Genomic DNA, 26,140 nt, shown 5'->3' on the forward strand with positions numbered 1-26,140 from the left:
AAAATGGTTTTCAGTAAGGAAATCCCCAATGACTTCTTCTGAAGCGTGGCTGGAGCAGCTGCACGACAACGGATACCGCATCACGGCGGCGCGGCGGGCGGTGGTGCATACCGTCTTTGGCGCGACCCATTCCCTGACACCGCAGGAAGTCTATGAATCGGCGCGGAAGAAGTATCGCGCCCTGGGTCTGGTCACTGTCTATCGCACGCTCGAGAAACTGGAGGAACTGCATCTCATTCAGCGCGTGCATCAACCAATGGGTTGTCACGCGTTCATTGCCGCGGGGATTGGGCACCAGCATCTTTTACTCTGCCAGCATTGTGGTCAGGTCGAGTTCTTCGAAGGCGATGACCTCGACGCGCTGACCAGGTCGATTGCAAAAAAGACCGGTTATCAAATTCAGGAACATTGGCTGCAACTGTTCGGTCTGTGTGCAAATTGCAGATAAACATCAAATCCCTCACACTGTGGGGGATAAAATTTAGGAGTTCTAAATGAAAAAAGTTTTCAATACCATTCTCGTGACCCTGACCCTTGCGGCTCTTCTCCTCACCGGGTGCGGATCTGTCCCTCAAAACGCGGACAACGCCTTGAACGTCCTCGCCTCCACCACCTTTCTGGCAGACATTACCCAAAACGTGGCGGGCGACCGCGCTCAAGTTGTTTCTTTGCTTCCGATCGGCTCAGATCCGCATGCCTATCAAGCCACACCTGCGGATGTGGTCAAGATCTCGGAAAGTACGATTTTGATCCTGAATGGCATCGAATATGAGCACTTCATCGAGCCGCTGCTCGAAAATGCGGACGGCGAACGGCTTGTGATCGTCGCTTCGGATGGGCTGGAACCGCACCCCATGGAGGAAGACGCGGGCGAGGAACATGCAGGCGAAGAAGAACATGAGGCGGTCGATCCGCATATGTGGCTCGACCCGAATCTCGTCATCACTTATGTGGAAAACATCCGTGACGGGTTAAGTCAGGCAGACCCGGGCGGGGCTGAAGTTTACAGGTCCAATGCGGAGGTGTATATCGCCCAATTGAAAGATTTGGATAGCTTCATCAAATCGCAAGTGGAATCAGTTCCCGCTGAACGACGCCTGCTGGTGACAAACCATGAAGCGCTGGGTTACTTTGCGGAGCGGTACGGGTTCACGATCGTGGATACCATCCTGCCGAGTGTCAGTTCCGAGGCGAGCGCTTCGGCGCAGGAAGTCGCTTCCGCGATTGAGAGGATCAAATTATCGGGTGCTCCAGCCATTTTCCTGGGCGAGGTGGAGAACGACTCTCTCGCCGAACAGATCGCGTCGGAGACCGATATAAAAGTGGTCAGAGACCTGTATCTTGAAACTCTGACCGACGGGCCTCCCGCAGCGACTTATATCGAGATGATGAAATATAATGTCACGCAGATCGCTGATGCGTTGAAGTAAGATGTCTTTGCGAGGGCTGATGGTCGAGTAGTGGCACGTGTTCGTCGCGCCACGTCCCGAGACCCAGCCCGAAGCGTCGCCTTGCGACGCAATCTCCATGAACGCGGTGGATTGCTTTGTCGTCGCTTCGCTCCTCCTCGCAATGACAGGAATAGACATGTACCCAAACACAAACCACAAACATGACCAACCCATTCTGGATGTAACGCATCTGACCTTCCGCTATAACGGCCGGGACGCGCTGGAGAACATCACCTTTCACTTGCATGAAGGCGAGCGTGTCGCCATCGTGGGACCGAACGGCGCGGGGAAGAGCACATTGATCAAAGTGATCGCCGGTGTCCTGCAACCGACCTCCGGGGAAGTGAACATCTACGGAACACGACCGAATAAACATGTTTGCATCGGTTATATCCCGCAGCGCAACCAGGTGGACTGGCATTTCCCCGTCAGTGTGGCCGACGTGGTGATGATGGGGCGCTCGGCAAAACTGGGTCCGTTCAATTTTCCTCACAAGCGCGATTGGGATATCGTGAATCACGCCCTCGAAACGGTCGAGTTGATTAATCTCGCCGGGCGGCAGATCAGCCAGCTTTCGGGTGGTCAGCAGCAGCGCATGTTCATCGCCCGCGCGCTTGCCCAGGAAGCGGAATTGATGTTAATGGACGAGCCATTGACCGGGCTCGATGCCCCGTCGCAGGAGGGATTGCTTGATTTGCTGGATCGTCTAAAGGCGGAAAAAGTCACCGTCATGGTGGCTACTCACGATCTCGATCAGGCGGCGACACATTTTGACAGGATCATGCTTTTGAATCATCGTTTGGTGGCGTTTGGGGAGCCGGGAATCGTGTTACATACCGATAATCTCCTGCGCGCTTATGGCGGAAGATTGAAACCGGTCGACGGGCAGGTCGTTTTGAGTATTGATGATTGTTGCGACGGCGAAGAGCATGAACACAATCATTGAACTTCTTGCAACCCCGCTTCAATATGAATTCATGCAGCGCGGAATGACTGCCGCGATCCTCGTTGGCATCGTCTGCGCGGTGGTGGGTACGTACATGGTTCTGCGCGGTATGGCGTTCTTTGGCGATGCGCTTGCCCATACCATATTGCCCGGCATTGCACTGGGGTATCTGATCAGCGGCGGAGATAAGGATGTGCTTTTCTGGTGGGCATTGGGAACATCCGTCCTTGCGGCGTTGGGGATCGGCGCCATCAGCAAGAATTCGCAGATCAAGGAAGATACATCCATAGGCATTATCTTCGCCGGGATGTTCGCGCTGGGGATCGCCTTGATATCCACAGTTCGCAGCTACGCCGTGGATTTGAGTCATTTCCTTTTCGGGGATGTGTTGTCCGTCTCGGTACAAAGCTTGTGGCTGATTCTGATATTTGGGGGAGTCGTACTCCTTGTCATCTTTGCTTTCTACAAAGAATTCATGACCCTTTCCTTCGACCCCACCCTGGCCGCTACGCTGCGACTCCCGGTCGGATTTCTAAATAACCTGCTCCTCGCCCTGATCGCTGTGACCGTTGCCGTTTCGCTTCAAACCGTCGGCGTGGCATTGATGGTCGCCATGCTTGTGACTCCCGCGGCAACGGCGTATTTACTTACGCATCGCCTGTCGCACATGATGATGCTTGCCGCGGTTATTGCATCATTTTCAGGGATCATCGGTTTGTATCTCTCGTTCTATCTCAGCATCGCCTCCGGCGCGGCGGTCGTCTTGACAGCGACCGTCTTCTTTTTGATCGCCTTTGGGTGGAAAAAGTTCCGGGGCGGATGACCTTCAAAGGCGCGATATCCACACGTCCTCAACAGGAAAATATTTATATCCAGCGGATCAATGCCGTGCTTGACCATGCCCGCAGGAACCTGGATAAAGAACTGTCCCTGGAGACGTTGGCAGCGGTAGCTGGATTTTCGCCTTTTCATTTCCACCGGGTGTTCAAGGCTCTCACGGAAGAAACGGTCAGCGATATGGCAATCCGCCTGCGCCTGGAACGAGCCGCCGCTTTATTGCGTTCTGCACCTGAGCTTTCCATCACTGCCGCTGCCTACGAATGCGGGTTTCGCTCCGCTTCCGTATTTTCCCGGGCGTTCAAGAAGCAGTTTGGAATCACTGCCCGGGGATGGGATCGCCAAAGCCCACTGAAAAACAGCAAGAATGGTCAAGTCCTTGACGGCTTTCCCCGCTATACTGCCGAAAGTTTGAAAACATTCGAGGGACACGACCTGTTTAATGTCCAGGTTCGCTCCCTCCCGGCGCAAAGGCTGGCGTACATCCGTGTATTTGACTCGTACGCGGATTTCAACCGTGTCAAAAGTGCATTTCATCGCCTTTGTGATTGGTATTCACGGCATGTTGGTGATCTGTCCGAAACCACTCTTTACGGCATGTCGCAAGACGATCCCGAAATCACACCGTTGAATCTCTGCAGGTTTGATTGGTGTTTGAAGGTGCCGGGTGAAGTTGAGCCGGAAGGCGAAGTGGATATTCTGGATTTCCCGGCTTGTGAGGCGGCAAGCCTCCACTGCCTCGGCGGAATCGAACAGGAAGATAAAGCCCTTCAGTATTTGTTCCGGCATTGGCTTCCAAACAGCCGCTATCAACCGGCAAACCTGCCTGCCATGGAGATCTACCGTCGTCTGCCTTCCGAACTTGGCTGGGATTTCTACGACATGGATTGTGCCATCCCAATTGTGGCTTTGTAGTCGCAATCTGATTCTATTTATCGTCACAAGGAGAAATAAACATGGAACTCGGAACATTCTCGGTAAGCCTGTCGGTCAAAAATATCAAAGCCTCGAAGGACTTTTACGAAAAACTTGGCTTCGAACCATTTGGCGGGGATATCTCACAGAATTGGTTGATCATGAAGAACGGCGATTGTGTGATCGGACTTTTCCAGGGCATGTTCGAGGGGAATATATTGACCTTCAACCCGGGTTGGGACGGAAATGCCCAAAACCTGTCCTCTTTTACAGACATTCGCGAACTCCAGCGGAAATTGAAAGCTCAGGGTGTGGCATTGACCAGCGAAGCCGATGAATCGACCACCGGACCGGCGAGTTTTACATTGGTGGATCCCGATGGGAATGCCATCCTTGTAGACCAGCATGTGTAACTGGTTGAAATCACAGGATGTAAAACAGAAAGACAGATGAACTTCTGACCCTAGTACCAATGGTCATGAGGCCAATGCCCCTTAAGTTCATTGTGGGTTTGGCGGGCTTCCGTGATAATACCGCCATCAAATTCACAAAAACAAAGGAGATATACCCATGACGCTTATCGAAAATTCCATCTTCATCAAGGCTTCCCCCGAAAAGGTCTTCGCCCATATCACGAATATCGAAGGGCAGAAGAACCAGTACGTCACCAGCGTAGAAGCGGATGGACCCCTTAAGCTCGGCACCAGGATCATGACCTCCGTCAAAGCCGCCAACGGCACCGTGAATGTCATCACTTCGGAGGTGGTCGGCTTCGAGAAGAATAAACTTTACAGCGTAAAAACCATTGCCACCCCGCCCGCTTCGGACATGGTCAGCACCAATATCCTCGAAGCGGAAAACGGTGGTACCAAGCTCATCCTCCAAACCGAAACGGTTCTCACTCCTCCCGGCATGCCGTCCATGCCCGGCATGGAGGATATGATGAAGAAGCAGATGATCGCCGGATTCGACGCGACCCTTGCCCAGATGAAGAAAGCCATCGAAGGCTGATTCACTCAAATTCTTATGACCGTAGAACAAGTCCATGGACTTGTTCTACGGTTTTTTTGTTACAATCTCGCCCATGCATGACCATAAAAAATCGATCATCATCCTTTTTACCGCCATCCTATTGGTTGCCGCGTGTTCCTCCAATCAGGCGGTCAATACGGCAGCGCCTAGCGAACAGGTCTTCGTGACCTCCGTTACTGAGACAATTCCCGCAGCCGCTGCGGAAACTCAACTTCCAGCAAACACTCCTGCGCCTGCGCTCGAACGCGCAAAATATATATTGAATGCCACATTGGATTACGATGCCCATACCGTCAGCGTGGACCAGGCCATTCAGTATCCCAACCTGACCGGCAGCCAACTCAGCGCTCTCGTCCTTGCCGTCACGCCGAACCTGTGGGATGAAGGTTTCTCTCTGACCGGAATTGTCATCGACGGGCAGCCTGTGACGACCTACGTGCTCGACGGGCAGCGACTCGATATCGCTCTCGCTTCTCTTCTCCCTGCAAACGGAGTCGTTGAGATCAAACTTCAATACACGTTAAGCCTTCCCTTCGCCGAGCAGGAAGACCCGAACGTTTCCCGTCCGCGCATTTACGGCTATACCAGCAGGCAGGTCAATCTTATCAATTGGTATCCGTTCATCGTCCCGAACATCGACGGCGAATGGATCCTGCACGACCCGTGGTATTACGGTGAACATCTTGTTTACGATTCAGCAGATTACGAAATGACCCTCAAATTTGCAGACCCGGCTTCGGCTCCCATCGTCGCTTCGAGCGGAGTCCCCGAGGCGCAGCCCGATGGTTCGACTCGTTACACCATCACATCCGCGCGGACCTTTGCCATTGCCGCAAGCCGCGACTTTCAAACATCCAGCACGCAGGTTGGTGATGTGACGCTCACCAGTTATTACTTCGCTTTCAACGAAGCGGGAGGGCAGGGGGCATTGCAGGCATCGGGGCAGGCATTGCAGGTCTATGGCGCGCGTTTCGGACCCTACCCTCATAAGAGCCTCGCCATCGTGATGGGCGACTTCAACGACGGCATGGAATACTCGGCGTTTTTCTATCTCAGCCGCGATTTTTATAACCTGTATGATGGAACGCCCGCCAATTATCTGACGTTTGTCGCTGTGCATGAGACCGCGCATCAATGGTGGTTCGAGCAGGTTGCCAACGACCAGGCGCTTCAACCCTGGCTCGACGAGACCCTGGCGACATACAGTGAACGTGTTTATTACGAAAGCACATATCCCGACCTGGTATCCTGGTGGTGGTCGTATCGCATCGATTTCTATAAGCCGGAGGGCTTCGTGGATATTCCCATCTACGAAGGGCAGGGGTTTCGTCCCTACACCAACGCCACCTATTTTCAGGGAGCGCACTTTCTGGAAAAAGTCCGCGAGCGCATCGGCGATGATGCCTTCTTTGCCTTCCTTCAGGATTATCTCAACCAGGGTCGCGGCAGGATCGTCACCGGGAACGATTTCTTTCGCATCCTTCGCGCCAACGCAGGCGCGACCGACATCTCCGACCTCATCAACCAATACTTCCGCAGCGTCTATCAATGAAAAAGAACTTACGCATCACGAATAACACATTACGCATCACTTTCTTCTTCCTTCTTTCCTCTTTCCTTCCTGCCTGCGCCGCGCCTGCCACTCCAACATCCACACCCCTTCCTTTCGCGGAATTCATCCTGCCGACATATGAACGCTCCGAATCGGCCACTCCGTTCCAGCCCGCGGCGCAAACCAGTACGCCGATCCCGACCTTTACTTCATCGCCGATTCCAACAATGACGTTTACCTCTCCGCCGCCAGCGACATTGACATCGCCTCCTTCCACGCTGACGGTGAATGCGCCTCCCCCACCTTCATCTCCGCCTGTTACTTCTTCACGCACGAATTACATCATCAATGCAACGCTTGATTTCAAGAACAGATCGATCTCCGCAGATGAGACGGTGCGCTATTACAACAACACCGGCGGGACTTTATCCGACCTGGTTTTCTCCATCCAGCCGAATATCTACACCGGCGCGTTCACTCTGAATTCCATCGCGCAGGATGGGACGGCTATGACTTCCTATTCCCTGAGCGGACAGCGCCTGGGCGTGACCCTGAACCAGCCGTTACCATCCGGCGCGGCAACGACGATCACTCTCAGTTTCAATCTCAAGATTCCACAAAAGGGCTCTGGCGATGTCTTCGGCTACGATTTCAACCAGATCAATCTTGTCGATTGGTATCCGTTTATCGTTCCAAATCGCGGGGGCTGGATTTTACACGACCCCATGTCCTGGGGCGAACACCTCGTGTATGACTCATCGGATGTGGAGTTGAACATCAAGACCGACCCCGGCGTGATCCTTGCAGTCGGTGCATCCCCCGAAGCCAACGGCGAATGGACTCGATACCGCATGTACGGCGCACGGACGTTGGCGCTCTCCGCCAGCAATGAGTTCATCGTCAATGAGACCACGGTCGGCAATATCAGCATCCGCTCCTATTATTTCAACGGCTACCAAAAAGGCGGTGGCGACATGTTGATCTACGCCAGCGAAGCCATTCAAACCTACTCGGCGGAATTTGCGCCCTACCCGCACCAGACCCTTGCCATCGTGCAATCGGACATGGACGACGGGCAGGAGTATGACGGGTTGATATTTCTCTCGACCGATTTTTACAGCCAGTACACCGGCTCGGCCCGCAGTAATCTGACGACCATCGGCGTGCACGAAATTGCCCATCAATGGTGGTACAGCCTGGTCGGCAACGACCACGCCCTCGAACCCTGGCTCGATGAAGCCCTGTCCACGTACAGCGAGCGCATCTTTTTCGAGAATAACTACCCGGCCAATATCTCGTGGTGGTGGCAATTCCGTGTCAATTATTTCAAGCCGAGCGGCTACGTGGATGCGACCATCTACGATTACGGTTCCTTCCGCGCGTACACCAATGCCGTTTATTTTCAAGGTGCGCTCTTCCTCGACGATATGCGTGAACTGATGGGCTATGGCAACTTCTCGAAGTTCATCAAAGCCTACGCCGCGCGACATGCCTACGGCCATGCCACAACCGCGGATTTCTTTGCCCTCGCAAGAGAGACGATCAACGTCAATTACGACAATTTGATCGCCAGTTATTTTTCGGGATCGTATTGATGCGTAGGGGACGTTAGAGAACGTCCCATATCGGCGTCAGAGAACGCCAACTATGCACGAGTGGTCATATAATCACAATATGAACCGACCTTACGTCTTCATCAACGTCGCGATGACCGCGGACGGGAAGATCGATACGTATGCCCGCAAAGGCGCGGCGATCTCTTCCGCACGGGATAAACAGCGTGTGGATGAATTGCGCGCCTCGGCGGATGGAATCCTTGTCGGCGGGAGGACGCTTCTGGAAGAGGCGCCCAGACTCACGGTCAAGAGCGAGGCGCTGCGCGAGGGGAGAATCCGGCAGGGACGTTCGCCGAATCCAATCAAGATTGGGGTGGTTACGGTCGCAGACATCCCGGAAGACTCAGATTTCATTAAGGCAGGCGATTCGTCGCTGGTAATATTCACGACATCGCGGACATCTATATCGAAACTCGAAGCACTGCAGGCGCTGGGCGCCAGGGTTTTTGTGGACCAAGCCCCACGTGTCGATCTGAATCACATGGTGTTAACATTGAAAAGGATCGGCGTGGATCATTTGATGGTGGAAGGCGGCGGGACGATCAACTTTGAACTCATGCGCTTGGGATTGGTCGATGAATTGATGATCTATATCGCCCCGATGATCTTTGGCGGTGCCACTGCGCCCACCCCCGCCGACGGCATTGGGTTGCTGCACGGGGACGCATTACAGATGAAACTCGCCGGGGTCGAGGAATGGGACGACGGCGGAGTGGTATTGAAGTATAAATTTATGGGCCGCTGAATGCGGTCATTGGAGAGGTAAGCATGAGTACATTGATGCATGAAAAAATCCAGGTTCTGCTGGAAGAAGATTGCTGTCACGAATGTGAAGGGTACGGCGAAGACCGCATTTGCGTCCATATCGAAGCGGTGGCGGAACTGCCCACGCGCTTTGGCGATTTTCATATCGTGGCATTTTCGAACAACAGGGACGATAAGGAACATGTCGCGATCATAAAGGGCGATGTGATCGGCGCGGAGGATGTGCCGGTGCGTTTGCATTCGGAATGTTTGACCGGCGATGCGCTTGGTTCGCTGCGCTGCGACTGCCGCGACCAGCTCGAAGCGGCCTTGAAGAAGATCGGCGCAATGGAGCGCGGCATGGTGTTGTACCTTCGCCAGGAAGGACGCGGCATCGGCCTGACGAATAAGGTCCGCGCCTATGCTTTGCAGGATCAAGGACTCGATACCGTCGAGGCGAATCTCGCGCTCGGTTTCCGCGACGATGAGCGCGATTACGCCGTTGCCGCGCATGTCATCCATTCTCTCAAGGTGAAGTCCATTCAGTTGATGACCAACAATCCAAAGAAGATCGCCCAACTCGAACAGCACGGCGTGAAGATCAACGAGCGCCTGCCGCACCTCCTGCCAACGAACGAGCACAATCTCTTTTATCTGCAGACCAAAGCCGAAAAATCCGGCCACATGATCGACTTTCACGGCAAGGAGCACCTGCCTGAACAGAGCGACCCCGCGATCGTCGAAGGAATGACGGACGATCAGGTCAAGGCGATGTATCAGGACTGAAAATGGAACGAAGGACGATCGTTGTCACTGGTGCGACAGGCGCGCTGGGGAGCCTGACCGCAAAGACATTTTCGGGCATGGGGCATACCCTTTCCCTGCTCGATCTCGATAAGAATAAATTGGATTCACTCGCCCGCGAAATGGATCTTCCCCCGGACCGACTCTTCACCCAAACGGTTGACCTGCTCGATTTAGCGGCGCTTCAGGACTCCGCCGCGGCTGTGGTCGAAAAATTTGGCAGTGTCCACGCCTTGTTCCATCTTGTCGGCGGCTGGGTCGGCGGAAAGACTTTCACTGAAACGCCTCAGGACGATTTGGAGTTCATGCTCAACCAGCACGTGCAGACTACGTTTAACCTGTTCAAAGCCTTCGAAGAGCCGCTCTCCAAAAACGGTTGGGGGCGGGTCATCCTCGTCTCCGCTTCGACCGTCCCGAACCCGCCCGGCAAATCCGGCGCCTACACCGCCGCCAAATCGGCGCAGGAGAACATGGCGCTTTCCCTCGCCGCGGAGTTGAAAGAGGCGAAGGTGTCGGTGAATATCATCCAGGTAAAGGCTATCGATGTGAAGAACGAAGGCAAAGGCACACCTCCCGTCGAGATCGTCTCAGCCATGCAATATCTGTTTTCAGACGAAGCGGGCAAGATCACCGGCGCGAGGATTCCGTTGTATTGAATCCTTCCCGGTGGCTACTTCTTACGTCAGCGTTTGGGCAAGCGCATTTCCATTCATTTGTTCTTTTGGGATTAATTTGGCGGTCAGCCAGCCCAGGATAATCCCATATAGGATGGGAAGAATAGCAGATAATGGAAGAACGAGCATCAAGGGTGCTTCTTCAATTGCTTCCCGATTGGCAACCTGCATCACGGCCATGACCGCGGACCAGAACAAACCATATTTCAAACCCTTCTTGATAATGGAGCCCGAAAAGAAAGGCTGGAAGAAACCGAAAATCATCCCGATCAGGATTCCAAAGGTTGCGCCAGCCCTGATTATGACGAGTGTGCCTTCGATTGTAAATATGGGCGTCCCTCCCAGGGTTAACGCAAAGATCCGCATGACCAGGCGGGCGGCAATTCCTATAACAATTCCGGCGATCAACCCGGCAACGAGTCCGCTAAGCATTCCGCCTGCGGGATGATTGAGATCGAAGGGGGAACGCCAATTGAACGGAACGGAAGATTCTGTATTCATGCCGGCTCTCTCCTTTCAATAGCTGCTACTTTCGCCAACATCCTTCCAAATATCGCGCTTCCCACCAAAGCCGCCGACCACATGGACAGGAAAGTTGTCGGCAACATCACCGGTTTTCCACTGCCGACCTTGATACCGAGCAATTCCATCGTGAACATGATCGCGAGATACAAACCAAGTCCAGTCAGGAAACCCAAGATCAAAAGTTTTAGCGCGAGTTTGATATCTCTTAACCCAAGTCCCAATGCGAAGCCTGAAATCCCGCAAGCCAATCCGGTCCATGGGGCGAACAACGCCCCGAATTCGAGGTTGCCAGCCCCTTCGAACGATTCAAGCCAGCGATTTATGGCATTTTCTATCGGGAAACCGGCTGTATATAGGATAAGCAAACCCACAACTCCAAATGCAAAGCCGAATCCGCCGAAGATATTCATCACCTTGTTAGGAGGAAGCCCCGACCGCGTTCCCAGTGTATGCGCCCACATGTATCCGGCGGCGAAATGCACGATGAACATGACGGTGACTCCCACAGGCGTATATAAATCGTCCACGCCGACTGCCGTCATGAATGGCAACACAACGAATGCAAATACAGGTATGGCGGGAATCAGCCAGAACCCGGCAACAAAGGGGTGAGCGGGACTTTTAATATCCTGATTTGTCTTCATGATTTTTCACTTTCGAAGCCATCCTGGCTCATATTCATTCCTCCGCATCCACCGGCAATTGCACTTCGATAACATATTCTTCCGGGTTGGGTGAATCGAGGATGCCGCGGTGGCTCAAATATCGAATCAAATCATGCGGTTTGTATCCGTGAGCGACCGCCCAACGCCGAAGCAAAGTCGCTTTTTCGGTATGTCCTGCAATATCCTTGAGGTCGGATTTTTCCAGCATTACGGTGGCGGCGGTCTCCACCCCCGGTTCCTCCTTGACCTTGAGCTGACCGATGCCTTTCAGTTTGATCGCCTCTTGTGTGTTCTTCACGCCGAGCAATATTTCATGCTGTGTGTCTTTGATATCAGGCGATGTAAAAGGGAGGATCGTCTCACCGTGAAAGATGTCAATCACGACTCCGGTATGCTGGATGACTCCCTCAGCGATGGCTTTTTGAACGGTGGACACCACCATGGATCTGTATGCCAGTCCTTTCTCCAAGGTTGTGTGAGGCGCGGCAAAAAACGACAAACAGCGCATCGGCTCGAGGCGCTTCATCACCACATCCAATTCGGGGAAGTTGATCTCCGCTTCGATCATCCGCAGACGGAATTCGACCATCGAGAGTTGCCTTTGCCGCTCGCGCATCTCCTGCTGGATCTCCGCCTGCTTGAAGTGCAGCATGCCGCGCATCTCGTCCGTGGACAACTCCCTTTCGAGCATGATGCCGATCTGCTCGAGCGAGAGCCCCATTTCCTTGAGCGCCATGATGCGATGGATGCGCGGCAGTTGTTCGATGGTGTAGAAACGATAGTTTGTGACTGGGTCAATGTGGGCGGGTTTGATCAACCCCAGTTCATCGTAATGATGCAGGGTCTTGATCGTCACCTGGCTGAGGCGTGAGAATTCTCCGATCTTTAGCATGGTTAGGCGATTATAAAATCATTGCGCAACAACATTCGACTTTCCGAGTTGATTACCTGCCATGACAATCCAGATGATCAATAACAACGCGCCGGGACCTGATGCTTGCATAACTGAACTGCCCAAGAACGGACCAATCAGCGAAACGCCAGCCATCGCGATCACAACGAGGAAACCAACCCAGCGTAATGCGCCGTCATGAGTCGCGCTTGCACCAAATATCCATGTCGCTGTGGCAAGATGAACGCCCATTCGAAGCGGCGAGATAAGTTCTGTGCTTGTGTTGTAAAACGATAACAAGACCAGCATGTTATCCACAACAACCCACGTAAAACCCGATGCCTTCGCCCACGATGGGGCGGGCAATGCCGCAATTACCGGTAACATCGCCAAGTGGAAGATCAAGGCAAACAGTGTGAACAAATTAATTGGCAATGGAGGCTGTCCTTCGAATTCTGGTAGACCCATTGTGAAAATGACAACCATACCAGCGGTAAAGAAAGCGGCCGAACTGTAAGCAAACTTTGAAGCAGGCATGTCAATCTCCTTTCGCAGGCGCCTATCGGCGCACTGTACAGAAATGGAAGTAAACCAGCATCAGTCTACATCCTCCGGTAACAGGAGAGTCAAGGTCTAATTTATCATGATTTTGGACGTGTCATCTTTCCGACGCGAGGATTCTGTTGTATTGAAGTTTCGGAGTCCAACGTTTGGAGACGTTGCAACTCGAAAGTCAGGAGAATTTCGAGTCCGTTTAAGCAAAAAGGCGACCCGATCCGGATCGCCTTTTTCGTTCCTCATCCCTCGTTACTTCCTCTTCTTCTTTGCCACTTTGCGTTTCGCGCTTTGGGTTTTGCGCTTCACCGCATTCACCTTGCTCTTTACGGATTTCGCATTACGCTTCACGCCTTCAACCGGCAACTTCTCCAACTCGCTAACCAGCCTTCCGAGGAAGTCGAAGCCGCCCTGCCAGAACTTCGGGTCACGGATGTTGATTCCCGCCGCGCTCAAAATCCGCTCCGGCGCTTCCGATCCGCCCGCGGAGAGAATCTTCAAGTACTTCGGCTTGAACGATTCGCCTTCTGCTTTGAATTGCTGATACAAAGCATAGACCAGCAATTGCCCGAAAGCATAGGCGTAGACATAGAACGGCACCTGGTAAATGTGCGGAATGCCGACCCATTCCCATTTGAATTCGTCGCTCAGGTCGAGCGAGTCTCCGAACTGCTCTTTCAGGTTATCGAGATAGGCTTTGCTCAGATCGTCCACCGAGGCGTTCTTTTGAGTCATCTCGTGGGCGGTCTTCTCGAACATCGCAAAATACGACTGGCGCATGACGGTCGCGTAGGCGTCGTCCATTTGTTTGAAGAGAATGTCGCGGCGGACGGATTCGTCTTTTTCCTCAGACAGCAGCTTATCGATCAACACCATTTCGGCGAAGGTCGAGGCGGTCTCTGCCAGCGGCAGGGAGGAATGGAAGGTGAATGTCGTGTGATGCTCTGCCAGCATGGCGTGAATCGCGTGACCAAGTTCGTGCGCCAGCGTCGCCACTTCGCGGCTGTTTCCCTGATAGTTGACCAGAACGTACGGTGTCTCTTCGGGAAGGAATCCGGCACAGAATGCCCCGCCGCGTTTTCCTTTGCGTATTTCGCTGTCGATGCGGTTCTGGTCGAAGACGCGCTTTGCAAGATCCGCCACCCTGGGTGAGAAGCCTTTGAACGCATCCAGCACCATGTTGACGGCGGTATCCCAATCGTATTTTTTCTTTGAAGCGGCAAGCGGCGCGTAAATATCGTAGCGGCGCATCTTCTTCATGCCGAGATGCCTCGCCTTCAGCTTGAAATAACGCTGGAAGATGCCCGCGTTCCTGCGAGCCACGCTGAGAAGCGCTTCCACGGCGTCATCGGGCACGTCGTTGTTCAGGTTGCGCGGCGCGATGGAGTTCTTGAATTTGCGCAGGTTGACGTTTTCGTTATGCCAATCGCGCACGATGGTCTGGTAGATCTGCCCGAGGATGGGACCGTCCGCGGCGTAGACCTTGAATTGCGATTGATAACTCGCGGCGCGCACAACCGGGTCGGTGCTGTAGCGGTGGGAGAACAATTCCGCCGCCGTCATTTCCTTTTCCTTCCCGCCCACTTTCATTTTGAATGCATAGCGGCTGGTGATGGAGTCGTACAAATTACCGAGCGCGTTGATGCCGGTCACATTCTTGAGGTTGACGATCTTTTCCTCCGATTCGCTCAGGGTATGCGGCTTGAAGTTGCGCATCGCTTCGAGGTAATACCGGTAATCGCCGGAGGCGTCCATCAAGCGCTTTGCGTTGGCGTCGTCGAGCTCCTTCCACCACAGGCTGAAGAAGAGCGTGCGGTTCTGGTTCTCCGCCAGGAACTGCATGACGCGCGCCTGCAGGGATTGCGCCTTCTGGTCCTGTGTATCCGCAGAGAATGAAAGCCCGGCAAACACATCCAATTTACTGGCGATGCGCGTTGTCGCTTCGCTGGCTTTGACGATGTCCTTGAACTGATCTGCGGGCATATCCGGCTTTAGCTTATCTCGCACGCCTTCGAAGGACGTCACCTGTTCCTCGATCATGTCGAACGCATTTTGTAATTCCGCGCTTTCGTAGCCCGGAAAAAGTTGGGAAAGATCCCATTTGGATAGTTTATATGCCATGCTGTCTCCTTGAGTTTCTGTGTTTTACCATAAAGAAAGGATGATCGACCCATTCTCCAGAGTGGATTTTCTATAGACTCGATCTCACATGTACGATGTCCCCTTCTTTGACGATATATTCCTTGCCCTCGAGCCGGAACTTGCCCTTTGCCTTCGCCTCATGCATGGACCCGAGGCTGACGAGGTCCTCGTAAGCCACAACTTCCGCCCGGACGAATCCACGCGAGAGATCGGTGTGGATCTCGCCCGCCGCCTCCTGCGCTGTTGCCCCGCGGTGAGTGACCCAGGCGCGGACCTCATCCTCGCCGACGGTGAAGAAGGTCAATTCCTGCAATAATTCGTAGGATAGATTGATCATCCGGTTGAGGCTGAGTTCCTTGATGCCGTATTCCTGCATAAAGACTTCCGCGTCTTCAGCGGAAAGTTGCGCAATTTCCATTTCGAGTTTGCACATCAACGCCACAGACGGGTGATCCAGTTTCGCTTCCGGCGCGGGCTGGCCCTCGCCGAGATTGAACACGGTCAGCAGGCGTTTGCGGGTGAGCAAACCAAAACTCGAAAGTTCCTTTTCCTCTTCATGGGTGAAGTCAAGTTCGCGCAACGGTTTGTTATCTGAAAGCGCTTTGTGGAGTTTTTCGAAAAGTTCCGTCTGCCGCGCGTTGACGGTCTTGTCCGTGCCGCCTTTTTTTCGCTCGTCCGTGAGCCGTTCCAATTTTCGCTCGACAGCGATCAGGTCGTTCAGCAGCAGTTCGCTGGTCATCGTCTCCACATCGCGAATTGGATTCACACTCCCGTTCGGGTGCATGACCAGGTCGCTTTCGAAGGCGCGGACAACAAGGATGAGCGCGTCCATCTGGTTGAGATGGTTCAATAACTGTCCGGAGATCCCGCTTTTGGCAGAGCCGCCCTCCAAGCCCGCAATATCCGCATAGGCAACTTTGGCATAGACTGTCTTGCGCGGGTTGAACATCTTCGAGAGCGCGTCCACGCGCGGGTCGGGGACTTCCACAACAGCCTGGTGGACTTCCATCCTTCCCGCCGAGGCGGAGGTGGGGGCATTCCCGCGCGTCAACGCGTTGAAAAGCGTCGTTTTGCCGGATTGAGGCAGTCCAATAATTCCGAGTTTCATTGTTTCCTTTTATCGAGCAAGCGATGTCTTGCGCCATTGATTTTGAGTGGTATACTTTGGGGCGCATTAGAGCCGAAGTGGCGGAATAGGCAGACGCGCACGACTCAAAATCGTGTTCCCTCCGGGAATGAGGGTTCGATTCCCTCCTTCGGCACAGCCGCATTATACCTTAGCAGGTAGATCGACTGATAAGTTAACTCCTGCAAGGCGCGTCCTCCAAAGAAATGGAGGACGTTTTGTTTGATCGCTCGTTTTCTCCCTGCCATGATGATGAACCTTCCCCGAGAATTCATTGTAAATATCCACGCTGCATTCGGTGAACGCGGACGCGATTGGCTCTCCCGCCTGCCTCAATTTATCGATGAAGCATCCGATCGTTGGGGTTTGATGGACGTCCAAGCCATTCCGAACTTATCGTATAACTTTGTCGCGTTTGCCAGTTCCCCTCTCCTGGAGGGACAGCTAGGGGTGAGGGCGGATGTGATTCTCAAAATCGGCGTGCCAAACCCTGAATTGACCAGCGAAATGAATGCGTTGAAATTATTCGATGGGGAAGGCGCATGCCAGTTATTGGATTGCGACGATGAAAGGGGATTTTTACTCATCGAAAGGCTCCATCCGGGGAGGATGCTTGCGGAGTTGGGGGACGACGACGAACGAACGCACACCGCAATGGATGTGATGCAGAAATTGGTGTTGGATAGGGGCGAGGTCACCTTGCCCCTGCAGGATACATTTATAAAATTATCCGATTGGTTCGACGGGTTGAAAGAAATCCGCCCGATGTTCGATGGCGGAACGGGACCCATTCCCGAAAAATTACTGGAACGGGTCGAGTCTGTTTTACCGGATTTGTTCGCCGATGAGGCTGTCCGTTTGATGCACGGAGATTTTCACCACTACAACATTCTTTCATCCGACCGCGGATGGCTGGCAATCGACCCCAAAGGCGTGATTGGACCATCCGGCTATGAGATCGGTCCGCTCATGCTCAACCCGTGGGTCAAGCCGATGGATGGAATCAGTTTCAAGGTCCAGGCGGAGAGGCGGGTGGACATCATCAAGGAAAGAACGGGATGGGCACGGGAGAAAATCATCGGCTGGGCGTTGGCGCATTCGGTCCTATCCGCATATTGGGATCTGGAACTCGACCCCGGCTATCCCGTCGAAGCGGCGCGAATATTCTCGACCCTTAAATGAAACAACCCCGCCACTCGGCGGGGTTGTTTCTGGAGACGACCGTACTTACATTCCCAACAGCCCGAGCAGGCTTACAACACCGCCCACCAGGGCGAGGACTGCGCCGATCTTCCTGAACATATCTGTATTGAGGGCAGAGACGAAAGCGGCGAGGCCGTACCAAATGAAGAACAAAGCAATACACCAAGCACCAATAGCAGCCATTTTACACTCTCCTTTTGAGTAAACTGGGCTGGCAGGATTACCAGCCTGAATATGACAACACCGCTCCGATATGCGAGTTGCGAGGGTCATTTTTTCCGGGATGTTACAATTGCCCCATGACTTCCCTTAGTGTCCCGGCAGAATTCACGCTTCACAGAACAATCGAATACGACACCTCCTCCCCGGTACGATGGATTCTCTCGCACATCCAGCCGTATTTGTGGATCGTGGCGATGCTCATCATTGGCGCGATCGGCAACGCGGTGTTGGCGGTGGTGGTTCCCGTCTTGACGGGCGATGCCTTCAACGCCATGCTTGCGCCGCAGCCCGATACTTCAGTGTTGCCGCCGCTTGCGTTGACCATCGGCATCTCGCAGGTGATTCGCGGCGTTCTGCAACTCGGGCGGAATTTCGGCGCGGAGTTGTTGGCGCAAAAGATGGAGCGCGACATCCGCGACGAACTTTATCTTTCGCTGCTCGGCAAAAGCATGACCTTCCATAACCTGCAGCCTGTGGGCGATACGATGGCGCGCGCCACCAACGACGTGCGCGAAGTGAATTACATGTTCAGTCCCGGCGTGAACCTGGTGGTCGGCTCGTTCATGTTCATTCTCATGCCGTTGTTCTTCGGTCCGCGCTATCATCCCTCGCTGGCGCTTACGCCGTTCATCTTCACGGTCATTTACTTCGTTGCCTTGGCACGCTACCTCAAAACGCTCTCGCCCGTCACGGACGACGTGCGCGCCACGTTCGGCCAAATGAACACGCATCTCTCTGAATCGCTCGACGGTGTCGAGATCATGAAAGGCGCCGCTCAGGAGGAAGCTGAAGTCGACCGCTTTGTGACGAATGCCCGCAAGGTGCGCGACGCGTTCGTGAAGCAGGGCGATCTTGAAGCGCGATACATCGCCATGCTGTTGCTCGGGCTTGCCTATGCGGGCGGGCTTGTGCATGCGCTTCTCCTCTTGCGAGGGGGTCTCATCGACGTGGGCGCGGTCATTGCATATTTCGGGATGCTGCAACTGCTTCAATTCCCGACGTTTACTTCCACTTTTGCTTACTCTCAAATCTCACTGGGACTCTCCTCTGCGCGAAGAATTTTGGAATTGATCCAGCGCGAGACAAAACTGGACCAAAACGCCTCAGGCCGGACCTCGGAGATTCGCGGCGAGATCGAGTTTCGCAATGTCTCATTCCGTTACCCTCACCCCCACCCCTCTCCCTCAGGGAGAGGGGAAAGGGGAGAGGGAGACGCTGTCCTCGAAAACATCTCCTTCAAAGTCAAGCCTGGACAGACTGTGGCACTCGTCGGGCAGACCGGTGCGGGCAAGACGACGCTTGTTAAACTCATCAATCGCATTTACGACGTAACCTCGGGTCAGGTTTTGGTGGACGGTGTGGACGTCCGCGATTGGAATCTTGCCGCGCTGCGTTCGCAAATCTCGATCATCGAGCAGGATATTTTTCTCTTTTCGCGTACGCTCAGCGATAACATCGCTTTTGGCAAACCCGGCGCGACAAAAGAAGAGATTATCTCGGCATCGATGGCGGCACAGGCACATGATTTCATTTTGGATTTCGACGAAACCTATGGGACCGTCGTCGGCGAACGCGGTGTGACCCTCTCCGGCGGCCAGCGGCAACGCATCGCGCTGGCACGCGCCTTCCTCACCGACCCGCGTGTACTTGTCCTTGATGACTCAACCTCCGCCATCGACTCCGCCACTGAGGACAAGATCCAACGCGCCATATCCAACGCCGCCCGTGGACGAACGACCTTTATCATCACACACCGCCTCTCCCAGATCCGCTGGGCAGATTTGATCATCGTTTTCCGCAAGGGGCGCATCGCGGCCATCGGTTCGCACGACGAACTGATGAAATCCTCCGAGGCGTATTCTCGCATCTTCAGAGAGTAAAAGCATTAACCGCGAAGCACGCTAAGGACGCCAAGAAAATCCCATTCTTTCTTTGCGATCTTCGCGGTCTTAGCGGCATAAACAATCGCCAATCAGAAATCGTAAATCGAAAATCGGAAATAACTTATGGGTTTCTTCGCAGGATTAAACGACGAAAAATACGACCGCCAATACAAGGACAGCGAACTTGTGCGGCGCATGGTCAATTACTTCAATACGCAGACTTCGCGTTTGTTGTTTGCTTCCATCATCATCATTTTGCTTGCGATCGTCGGCGCTGCATTGCCCGTCATTGTCAGCCGCATGGTCGACGCGATGCAGGAAGAGCCGACCGTGATCGAGATCACCTGGGTGGGGGCGGCGCTGGTCGGCGTGGCATTCGGCTTGTGGGGCTTGAACTGGCTCAGGCGCGGATTGATCGTTCGAGCTGTCGGCGATGTGGTGCTGGACATGCGCTCGCGCGCCTTCCGCGCCGCGGCAGAGCATGATCTTTCCTTTTACGATCAATTCTCATCGGGACGCATCGTCTCGCGCATCACATCCGATACGAATGATTTCGGTCAACTCGTTGTCATCGTCACGGATGTGGTCGCGCAAGCCATCCAGGCGATACTCATTGCCATTGTCTTGTTCCGCACCGAAGTGCGGCTTTCCTTGTTGCTCATCAGCTTCCTGCCGTTCATTTTTTTGATTGCGTCCGGTTTTCGCGCCATGGCGAGACGCGTGACCAAACGCGGCATGAAAGCCATGTCCGACGTCAACGCCGCCATCAAGGAAACCATCAGCGGCATCTCGATCGCCAAGAACTTCCGGCAGGAGGAAAGCATCTTCAAATCCTTCGATGAGTCAAACCAGCAATCCTACGGCGTTAACGTTCAGCGCGGCTTTGTGCTCTCGCTCGTATTCCCCACACTCAACGCGCTGGGTGGAATCTTCGTCGGCATTCTTGTTTATGTGGGCGGTCACAACGCGGCGACAGGGGCGATCAGCATCGGCGCATGGTATCTTTTCATCATGAGTCTCGACCAGTTCTTCTTTCCCGTCTTGAATCTCACTTCGTTCTGGGCGCAGATCCAATCGGGCTTGTCCGCCGCTGAACGGGTCTTCGCTTTGATCGATGCCGACCCAAATGTGATCCAGATCGAAAAGGGGGATGTGCCGCGGCTGCATGGCGAAATTAATTTCGACCACATGCATTTTCGCTATTCGGATAAAGAGCCGGTTCTCACGGACTTCAACCTGTTCATCCAACCCGGAGAGACTCTCGCCCTTGTCGGTCACACCGGCGCGGGCAAGTCTTCGATTGCCAAGTTGATCGCGCGTTTCTACGAATTCCAACAGGGACGCCTGCTCATCGACGGGCGCGACATCCGCACGTTTGATTTGACCCAATACCGCCGCCAATTGGGGATCGTTTCGCAAGTCCCGTTCCTTTTCTCCGGGACGATTGCCGATAACATCCGTTATGCTGCGCCAGGCGCGCCGGAGGAAGAGATGCTTCGTCTCGCCAAACGCATCGGCGACGGCGAATGGCTGGACGCATTACCCAATGGACTCCACACCGAGGTCGGCGAGCGCGGAAACCGTCTCTCGATGGGGCAGCGTCAGCTTGTGGCGTTGATGCGCGTTCTCGTGCAGAATCCCGCCATCTTCATCTTAGATGAGGCGACAGCGAGCATCGATCCGTTCACCGAATGGCAGATCCAGCAGGCGTTGAATTTGATCCTCAAAAACTCGACCAGCATTCTGATCGCGCATCGTTTATCCACAGTGAAAGCCGCGGATCGAATTGTGGTGATGCGGAAAGGCACGATCATCGAAGAAGGGAATCATCAGGGCTTGCTCGACCAGAACGGTCATTACGCCGAGTTATATAACACTTATTTCCGCCACCAATCCCTGGCGTATGTAGAGCAGGTCAAGGAGATGGTGGGAAAATAAAGAAAGCATATCAGACCATCGGAGAATTCATTCATGTATCGCCGGTACGAAAGATTTTTTCAACTACTTCCCAGACCCCTCGTGCGGTTCATGCGGGACAGCTATCTTGCCTTCCTCGATTTGAAGGATCGATTCACCGGCAAGGCGGGACCTTTGACTCCGCCAAGGTCATTGCACTTCATCGGCGCGGGGGATTTCGAGAGGATCGGAGAAGTTTTCCTCGATCACTTTATCAAGGTCGGCGGTTTGAAGGAAAACGAGATTGTCCTCGACATCGGCTGCGGGACGGGCAGGATGGCGATTCCCATGATGAATTACCTTTCTGAATCAGGCGCGTATCATGGATTCGATATTTCAAAGAACGCCATTGCCTGGTGTCAACGCGCCATCACTTCGCGCAAGCCCAATTTCAAGTTTTATTATGCAAACATCTATAACAAGGAATACAACTCTCGCGGCAAAGTCTCCGCAGCGGAGTATGACTTCCCCTGCGGCGATAATTCGGTGGATTTTGCCTTTGCGACATCGGTCTTCACCCACATGCGGCGCGGCGAGGTGGAGCGTTATCTTGCGGAATTAAATCGAACACTCAAACCCTCTGGGCGGGCAATGGTCAGTTTCTTTATTCTCGATGAAGAAAATAAGCGGCTCGTTCGCGAAAGACGCGCAGTGTATGATTTCGCTCACGACTTGGGAGACTGTCTGACTGTCGATCCCATTACACCGGAGCGTGCCGTCGCATACGATCTCGAAGATTTGACTCAAATGGTTGCAAATGCCGGGCTGATGATCAAACAGCCGATTCTTTTCGGCTCATGGTCCGGCAGGGAAAGTATGTTGGATACGCAGGATATTGTGATTGTGGTGAAGGGGTAGGCGGACGTAATCCGTAATGCGTGATTCGTAAGGGTGTGGTGATGCACAATACGCAAAAACGCAAAGGCGCAAAGGAAACGGCTGTAACGCCTTGTGTCCTTGCGACTTTGCGTTAAGAATTCCGGTTATTACAAAACAAACGGCGGCGTGAGCAGGCTATAGAACGGAACGATCCGGCGGCTCGAGAAGAAGAGCGAGTTGTTTTGCGCCTTCATCGTCAGTGACGGCGAGGACTTCGTCGAACTCCTCCAGCGTGGCGGTGCCGCGCGGCAGGGTGACCTGTCCCTTGCGGATGATGGCGGCAATGACGCATTGCTCGGGCAGACCCAGGTCTTTGATCTGCACACCGATGGCTTTCGCGCCCTTCGGCACTTTCTCCTCGACCAGCGAGTAGCGTCCGCGGCGCAGTTTCAACAGGGTCATCATATCGCCCAGAGACATTTCCTCCTGGATCAGGTGCGCCATCACGTCCGCCTGGTTGATGGTCTCGTCCACATGGAAGTTTTTATCGAACAACCAGGCGTTGCGCGGGTTGTTGATGCGCGCCACCGTACGCCGCACTTTGAACATGGTACGTGCGAGATAGCACAGGACCAGATTGGCGGCGTCATCATTGGTACAAGCCACAAGCACATTCGCCTTATCCAGTCCCGCCTGTTTGAGCGTTCTGGGGTCGGTCGCCTGCCCTTCGTAGATAACTTCGGTCGGCAGTTCATGATGCAGGCGCGAAAGAAGTTCGCGACGGTGTTCCACAAGGCGCACGTCGTAATTTTGCTGAAGCAGCTGGGAAGCAAGTTGGGCGCCGGTCCGCCCGCCGCCCGCGATAAATACAAGCATGTTATGCCTCCTTGCCTTCCTGAAGTTTTGCCCGGAGAGACCTAACCCCTTCCAGCGTGGCGCTTACGGTGAGCACATCGCCTTTATACAGTTTCGCTGAAGGCGAAGGCAATTCTGCGCGCCCGGCGCGGGTCAACGCGGCGCACACAATGTCGTGGCAGCCGGAAAGCAACTCCGAGATGGTCATCCCATTCCATTTTTCGGGAATGAACATTTCATACATTTCCACTTCTCCGTTCCCGGCTGAGAATACGGCACGGAACGACGGGTCGATCATCAACTCCTGTACGCGCTCCGCACCCCATGCGGTGGAACTGACGATCTGCAACCCGAAGGCTTCAAGCATCTCGCGCATGGCGGGATCATAATTCCGGACAATGACCTGCCTGACCTCCGGGTAATGCACGCGGACGGTGTGCCCGATCACAGCGTTCATTGTGTCGGAATTGGTAACGACGGCCACACCGTCGGCTTTATCTGTGCTGGCGCGGGACAAAGTATCAGCGGAGAGAGAGTCGCCTTCGACGGTGCGTCCCCGAAAGTCCGGGTGGAGGCGGTTGAATGTCTGGGGCTCAGAATCCACCACAACCACCTGATGTCCATTTGTGAAGAGTCGGTACGCCAGTTCTGCTCCGAACCGCCCGCAACCTATGACAATGAAATTCATTTCGAAAACTCCTTAATGACCGGTATGGCTGTCTTCCGCCTCGTGGACGTGATAAGGCACGTTGGTGATGACGAGGCCATGTTGATTCTTCAATTGGGTTCTGAGGATTTCGGCGGTATTGGTGTGCAGGGCGGATGTCCAGCGGTTGTCGGAAACGAACTCGGGTACGACCACTGTGATGATTTCGCCGGGCTGGCGGTTTTCGGCGATGTCGGCGATGTAATCCAGCAGCGGCTCGATGAACAGGCGATAGGGCGAATCGAGCATCACCAGACGGACGCCTTCGCCCCAGATTTCCCATTTTTTGCGCGTCTTCTCCGCATCGTCTGGCTCGATGACGATATGCAGGCAGGTCACATCGTCGGATAACATGCGGGCATAGCGCAGGGCGGAAAGCGTTCCCTGATGCACGCCGCTGACCGGCATGATGACGCGGTGACGGTGAGTCTGCGGCGGGATGATCCCGAAGTTATCGAGGGAAAGTTTGCGCGCAAGGTTCCGGTAGTGGATGTGGATCATCCAAAGGATGCCGATGAGGCTTGGAATCAGGACGAGCACCACATAGGCGCCATCCTGGAACTTTGTGACGGCGAAGATCAACATGACGATGCCGGTACATAATGCGCCGAATCCGTTGGTGATCATCTTCAAACGCCAGAGCGGATCGTATGTCAATTTCGAGACGCGGGTATTCGTGTGGACGACATCTTCTTTCTGGTTGAGAAGCTTTCCGCTTTTCCACCAGCGCAACGCCATGCCGGATTGAGCCAGGGTAAAGGAAAGGAATACGCCAATCGCATAGAGCGGAATGAGGCGCGTCACGCTCGCCTGGAATAGAACGATCAACGATGACGATAATACTGCCAGCAGGACGATACCGCGTGAATAGACAAGGCGGCTGCCGCGATAGGTCAATTGCCGCGGAAGGAAACCGTCCATTGCCATTAATGCGCTCAAGCGGGGGAAGCCGGCATAAGCGGTATTTCCAGCCAGGAGCAGGATGATCGTGGTGAAGAGGATCACACCGAAGTAAAAGATGCCTTGACCGCCAAAGATGGTGCGTCCCAACTGGGAAATAACAGTTTCGACCTCGGAAGGAACAGCCCCGACATGGTTTGAAAGGAAGGAGATGCCCATAAATAGGGTCGCGAGGATGGCGGCCATCCATACCAGGGTGGTGGAAGCGTTCTTGCTGCGCGGTTCCTTGAACGCGGTGGTGCCGTTGGAAATGGCTTCTATGCCGGTCAATGCCGCCGTTCCGCTGGAGAAAGCATGCAAAATCAGAAAGGGCAGACCGAAGGCGGTAATTCCATGTGCCAGGATCTCGGGAGGATTGGTGACCGTTCCAAGCGATCCGGTGAAATATTGATACATTCCCACCAGGATCATGAACAGCATGATGACAATGAACGACATGCTGGGCAAAGCGACCGCCGCACCCGACTCGCGGACACCGCGAAGATTGATGAGCATCAGCAGAAACACGGCGCTCACCGCCATCGGCACGCGAAAATCATATAACTCGGGGTATGCGGAAACGATCTGCGCAATGCCGGAGGAAACGGACACGGAAACCGTCAGGATGTAATCTGCTAAAAGGGCTGAGGCTGCCGTCAAACCAGCCTTTTCGCCCAGGTTGTCACGCGCCACAACGTATGCACCGCCGCCATCCGGGTAGGCATGGATGACCTGAACGTATGACAAGGCAACAATGGCGAGCAGGGCAACGATGGCCAGGGAGATGGGGAAGACATATCCAAAGGTATTGGGACCCGCTGCCGCCAATACAACCAGAATTTCCTGCGTGGCATACGCATTTGAAGAAAGGGCATCGGACGCGAAGACCGCCAGCCCAACCACCTTGCCAATGGTCTCATGCGATGCATCCGCTGTGGAAAGAGGCCGTCCAATCAGCCAGGAGCGCCAGTTCCGCGGCGGTTTATATTCCGTTTTGCGTTCGATGATGGGGGTTTGTTTGTTTTCTTGATCGATCATGAAGCACTGCCTTGCAGGCAAAAATTAAGCCCTTCCCGCGGAA

General features: G+C 54.1%; 26 protein-coding genes and 1 tRNA gene. 17 read left to right on the forward strand and 10 right to left on the reverse strand.

Features of this window, described 5'->3' with window-relative positions; all coding sequences use genetic code 11:
- The first annotated feature begins 28 nt into the window (after positions 1-28).
- From HS100_08405 to HS100_08460, 12 genes are all read left to right on the forward strand, one after another.
- On the forward strand, positions 29-448 hold the full coding sequence (locus HS100_08405; protein ID MBE7433926.1) for a transcriptional repressor: 420 nt from the start codon (positions 29-31) through the stop codon (positions 446-448).
- Positions 449-494: 46 nt separating this feature from the next.
- Positions 495-1,430, forward strand: coding sequence for a zinc ABC transporter substrate-binding protein (locus HS100_08410; GenBank protein ID MBE7433927.1), 936 nt, complete (start codon positions 495-497; stop codon positions 1,428-1,430).
- Positions 1,431-1,572: 142 nt separating this feature from the next.
- Positions 1,573-2,397, forward strand: a complete 825-nt coding sequence (locus tag HS100_08415; protein ID MBE7433928.1) for a metal ABC transporter ATP-binding protein — start codon at positions 1,573-1,575, stop codon at positions 2,395-2,397.
- Positions 2,381-3,220 carry a metal ABC transporter permease gene (locus HS100_08420; protein MBE7433929.1) on the forward strand — a complete coding sequence of 280 codons (840 nt, stop codon included), beginning with the start codon at positions 2,381-2,383 and terminating at the stop codon, positions 3,218-3,220. Before HS100_08415 ends, HS100_08420 begins: the two co-directional genes overlap by 17 nt.
- Entirely contained in the window at positions 3,217-4,149 is a 933-nt protein-coding gene (locus tag HS100_08425; GenBank protein ID MBE7433930.1) for an AraC family transcriptional regulator, read from the forward strand. The genes HS100_08420 and HS100_08425 overlap by 4 nt, the downstream gene beginning before the upstream one ends.
- A gap of 41 nt (positions 4,150-4,190) precedes the next feature.
- On the forward strand, positions 4,191-4,562 hold the full coding sequence (locus HS100_08430; protein ID MBE7433931.1) for a VOC family protein: 372 nt from the start codon (positions 4,191-4,193) through the stop codon (positions 4,560-4,562).
- A gap of 157 nt (positions 4,563-4,719) precedes the next feature.
- A complete protein-coding gene (locus HS100_08435) occupies positions 4,720-5,160 on the forward strand; it encodes an SRPBCC family protein (protein MBE7433932.1) in 441 nt (146 codons plus the stop codon).
- A 73-nt stretch (positions 5,161-5,233) separates the two neighbouring features.
- Entirely contained in the window at positions 5,234-6,733 is a 1,500-nt protein-coding gene (locus HS100_08440; GenBank protein ID MBE7433933.1) for a M1 family metallopeptidase, read from the forward strand.
- Positions 6,730-8,328, forward strand: coding sequence for a hypothetical protein (locus HS100_08445; protein MBE7433934.1), 1,599 nt, complete (start codon positions 6,730-6,732; stop codon positions 8,326-8,328). The genes HS100_08440 and HS100_08445 overlap by 4 nt, the downstream gene beginning before the upstream one ends.
- Before the next feature lie 79 nt (positions 8,329-8,407).
- Positions 8,408-9,094: a dihydrofolate reductase family protein gene (locus HS100_08450; protein MBE7433935.1), complete on the forward strand. Its 687-nt coding sequence runs from the start codon at positions 8,408-8,410 to the stop codon at positions 9,092-9,094.
- 35 nt (positions 9,095-9,129) lie between these two features.
- A complete protein-coding gene (gene ribA / locus HS100_08455) occupies positions 9,130-9,879 on the forward strand; it encodes a GTP cyclohydrolase II (GenBank protein MBE7433936.1) in 750 nt (249 codons plus the stop codon).
- Between the two features lie 2 nt (positions 9,880-9,881).
- Positions 9,882-10,553: an SDR family oxidoreductase gene (locus HS100_08460; protein MBE7433937.1), complete on the forward strand. Its 672-nt coding sequence runs from the start codon at positions 9,882-9,884 to the stop codon at positions 10,551-10,553.
- 21 nt (positions 10,554-10,574) lie between these two features.
- Here HS100_08460 and HS100_08465 read toward each other — a convergent pair whose 3' ends face one another.
- From HS100_08465 to ychF, 6 genes are all read right to left on the reverse strand, one after another.
- Positions 10,575-11,072 carry a hypothetical protein gene (locus tag HS100_08465; GenBank protein ID MBE7433938.1) on the reverse strand — a complete coding sequence of 166 codons (498 nt, stop codon included), beginning with the start codon at positions 11,070-11,072 and terminating at the stop codon, positions 10,575-10,577.
- A complete protein-coding gene (locus HS100_08470; protein ID MBE7433939.1) occupies positions 11,069-11,740 on the reverse strand; it encodes a hypothetical protein in 672 nt (223 codons plus the stop codon). Before HS100_08470 ends, HS100_08465 begins: the two co-directional genes overlap by 4 nt.
- A gap of 34 nt (positions 11,741-11,774) precedes the next feature.
- The gene (locus tag HS100_08475; GenBank protein MBE7433940.1) at positions 11,775-12,653 is read right to left on the reverse strand and encodes a MerR family transcriptional regulator; all 879 of its coding nucleotides are present in this window, start codon (positions 12,651-12,653) and stop codon (positions 11,775-11,777) included.
- An 18-nt stretch (positions 12,654-12,671) separates the two neighbouring features.
- Positions 12,672-13,190 carry a hypothetical protein gene (locus HS100_08480; GenBank protein MBE7433941.1) on the reverse strand — a complete coding sequence of 173 codons (519 nt, stop codon included), beginning with the start codon at positions 13,188-13,190 and terminating at the stop codon, positions 12,672-12,674.
- A gap of 270 nt (positions 13,191-13,460) precedes the next feature.
- The gene (locus HS100_08485) at positions 13,461-15,329 is read right to left on the reverse strand and encodes a M3 family oligoendopeptidase (protein MBE7433942.1); all 1,869 of its coding nucleotides are present in this window, start codon (positions 15,327-15,329) and stop codon (positions 13,461-13,463) included.
- Between the two features lie 70 nt (positions 15,330-15,399).
- Positions 15,400-16,458, reverse strand: coding sequence for a redox-regulated ATPase YchF (ychF, locus tag HS100_08490; protein ID MBE7433943.1), 1,059 nt, complete (start codon positions 16,456-16,458; stop codon positions 15,400-15,402).
- A 71-nt stretch (positions 16,459-16,529) separates the two neighbouring features.
- On the opposite strand from ychF, the gene HS100_08495 reads away from it, so the two are divergent.
- A tRNA-Leu gene (locus HS100_08495) sits at positions 16,530-16,612 on the forward strand.
- Positions 16,613-16,728: 116 nt separating this feature from the next.
- A complete protein-coding gene (locus tag HS100_08500; protein ID MBE7433944.1) occupies positions 16,729-17,658 on the forward strand; it encodes an aminoglycoside/hydroxyurea antibiotic resistance kinase in 930 nt (309 codons plus the stop codon).
- A gap of 45 nt (positions 17,659-17,703) precedes the next feature.
- Here HS100_08500 and HS100_08505 read toward each other — a convergent pair whose 3' ends face one another.
- Positions 17,704-17,862: a hypothetical protein gene (locus tag HS100_08505; GenBank protein ID MBE7433945.1), complete on the reverse strand. Its 159-nt coding sequence runs from the start codon at positions 17,860-17,862 to the stop codon at positions 17,704-17,706.
- A gap of 116 nt (positions 17,863-17,978) precedes the next feature.
- Between HS100_08505 and HS100_08510 the strand changes: the two genes are divergently transcribed.
- From HS100_08510 to HS100_08520, 3 genes are all read left to right on the forward strand, one after another.
- Complete coding sequence (locus HS100_08510) at positions 17,979-19,781, forward strand: ABC transporter ATP-binding protein (GenBank protein MBE7433946.1); 1,803 nt, start codon at positions 17,979-17,981, stop codon at positions 19,779-19,781.
- A gap of 126 nt (positions 19,782-19,907) precedes the next feature.
- Positions 19,908-21,722, forward strand: a complete 1,815-nt coding sequence (locus HS100_08515) for an ABC transporter ATP-binding protein (protein MBE7433947.1) — start codon at positions 19,908-19,910, stop codon at positions 21,720-21,722.
- Between the two features lie 33 nt (positions 21,723-21,755).
- Positions 21,756-22,598 carry a class I SAM-dependent methyltransferase gene (locus HS100_08520; protein ID MBE7433948.1) on the forward strand — a complete coding sequence of 281 codons (843 nt, stop codon included), beginning with the start codon at positions 21,756-21,758 and terminating at the stop codon, positions 22,596-22,598.
- Positions 22,599-22,754: 156 nt separating this feature from the next.
- Here the strand turns inward: HS100_08520 and HS100_08525 are convergent, their stop codons facing one another.
- From HS100_08525 to HS100_08535, 3 genes are read right to left on the reverse strand one after another with little or no spacing between them, the layout of a single operon-like run.
- Positions 22,755-23,435, reverse strand: a complete 681-nt coding sequence (locus tag HS100_08525; protein MBE7433949.1) for an NAD-binding protein — start codon at positions 23,433-23,435, stop codon at positions 22,755-22,757.
- Position 23,436: 1 nt separating this feature from the next.
- The gene (locus HS100_08530) at positions 23,437-24,102 is read right to left on the reverse strand and encodes a TrkA family potassium uptake protein (GenBank protein MBE7433950.1); all 666 of its coding nucleotides are present in this window, start codon (positions 24,100-24,102) and stop codon (positions 23,437-23,439) included.
- A gap of 12 nt (positions 24,103-24,114) precedes the next feature.
- Entirely contained in the window at positions 24,115-26,097 is a 1,983-nt protein-coding gene (locus HS100_08535) for an APC family permease (protein MBE7433951.1), read from the reverse strand.
- Positions 26,098-26,140 lie beyond the last annotated feature (43 nt).

The sequence above is a fragment of the Anaerolineales bacterium genome (genome assembly GCA_015075725.1).
GTDB lineage: Bacteria > Chloroflexota > Anaerolineae > Anaerolineales > Villigracilaceae > Villigracilis.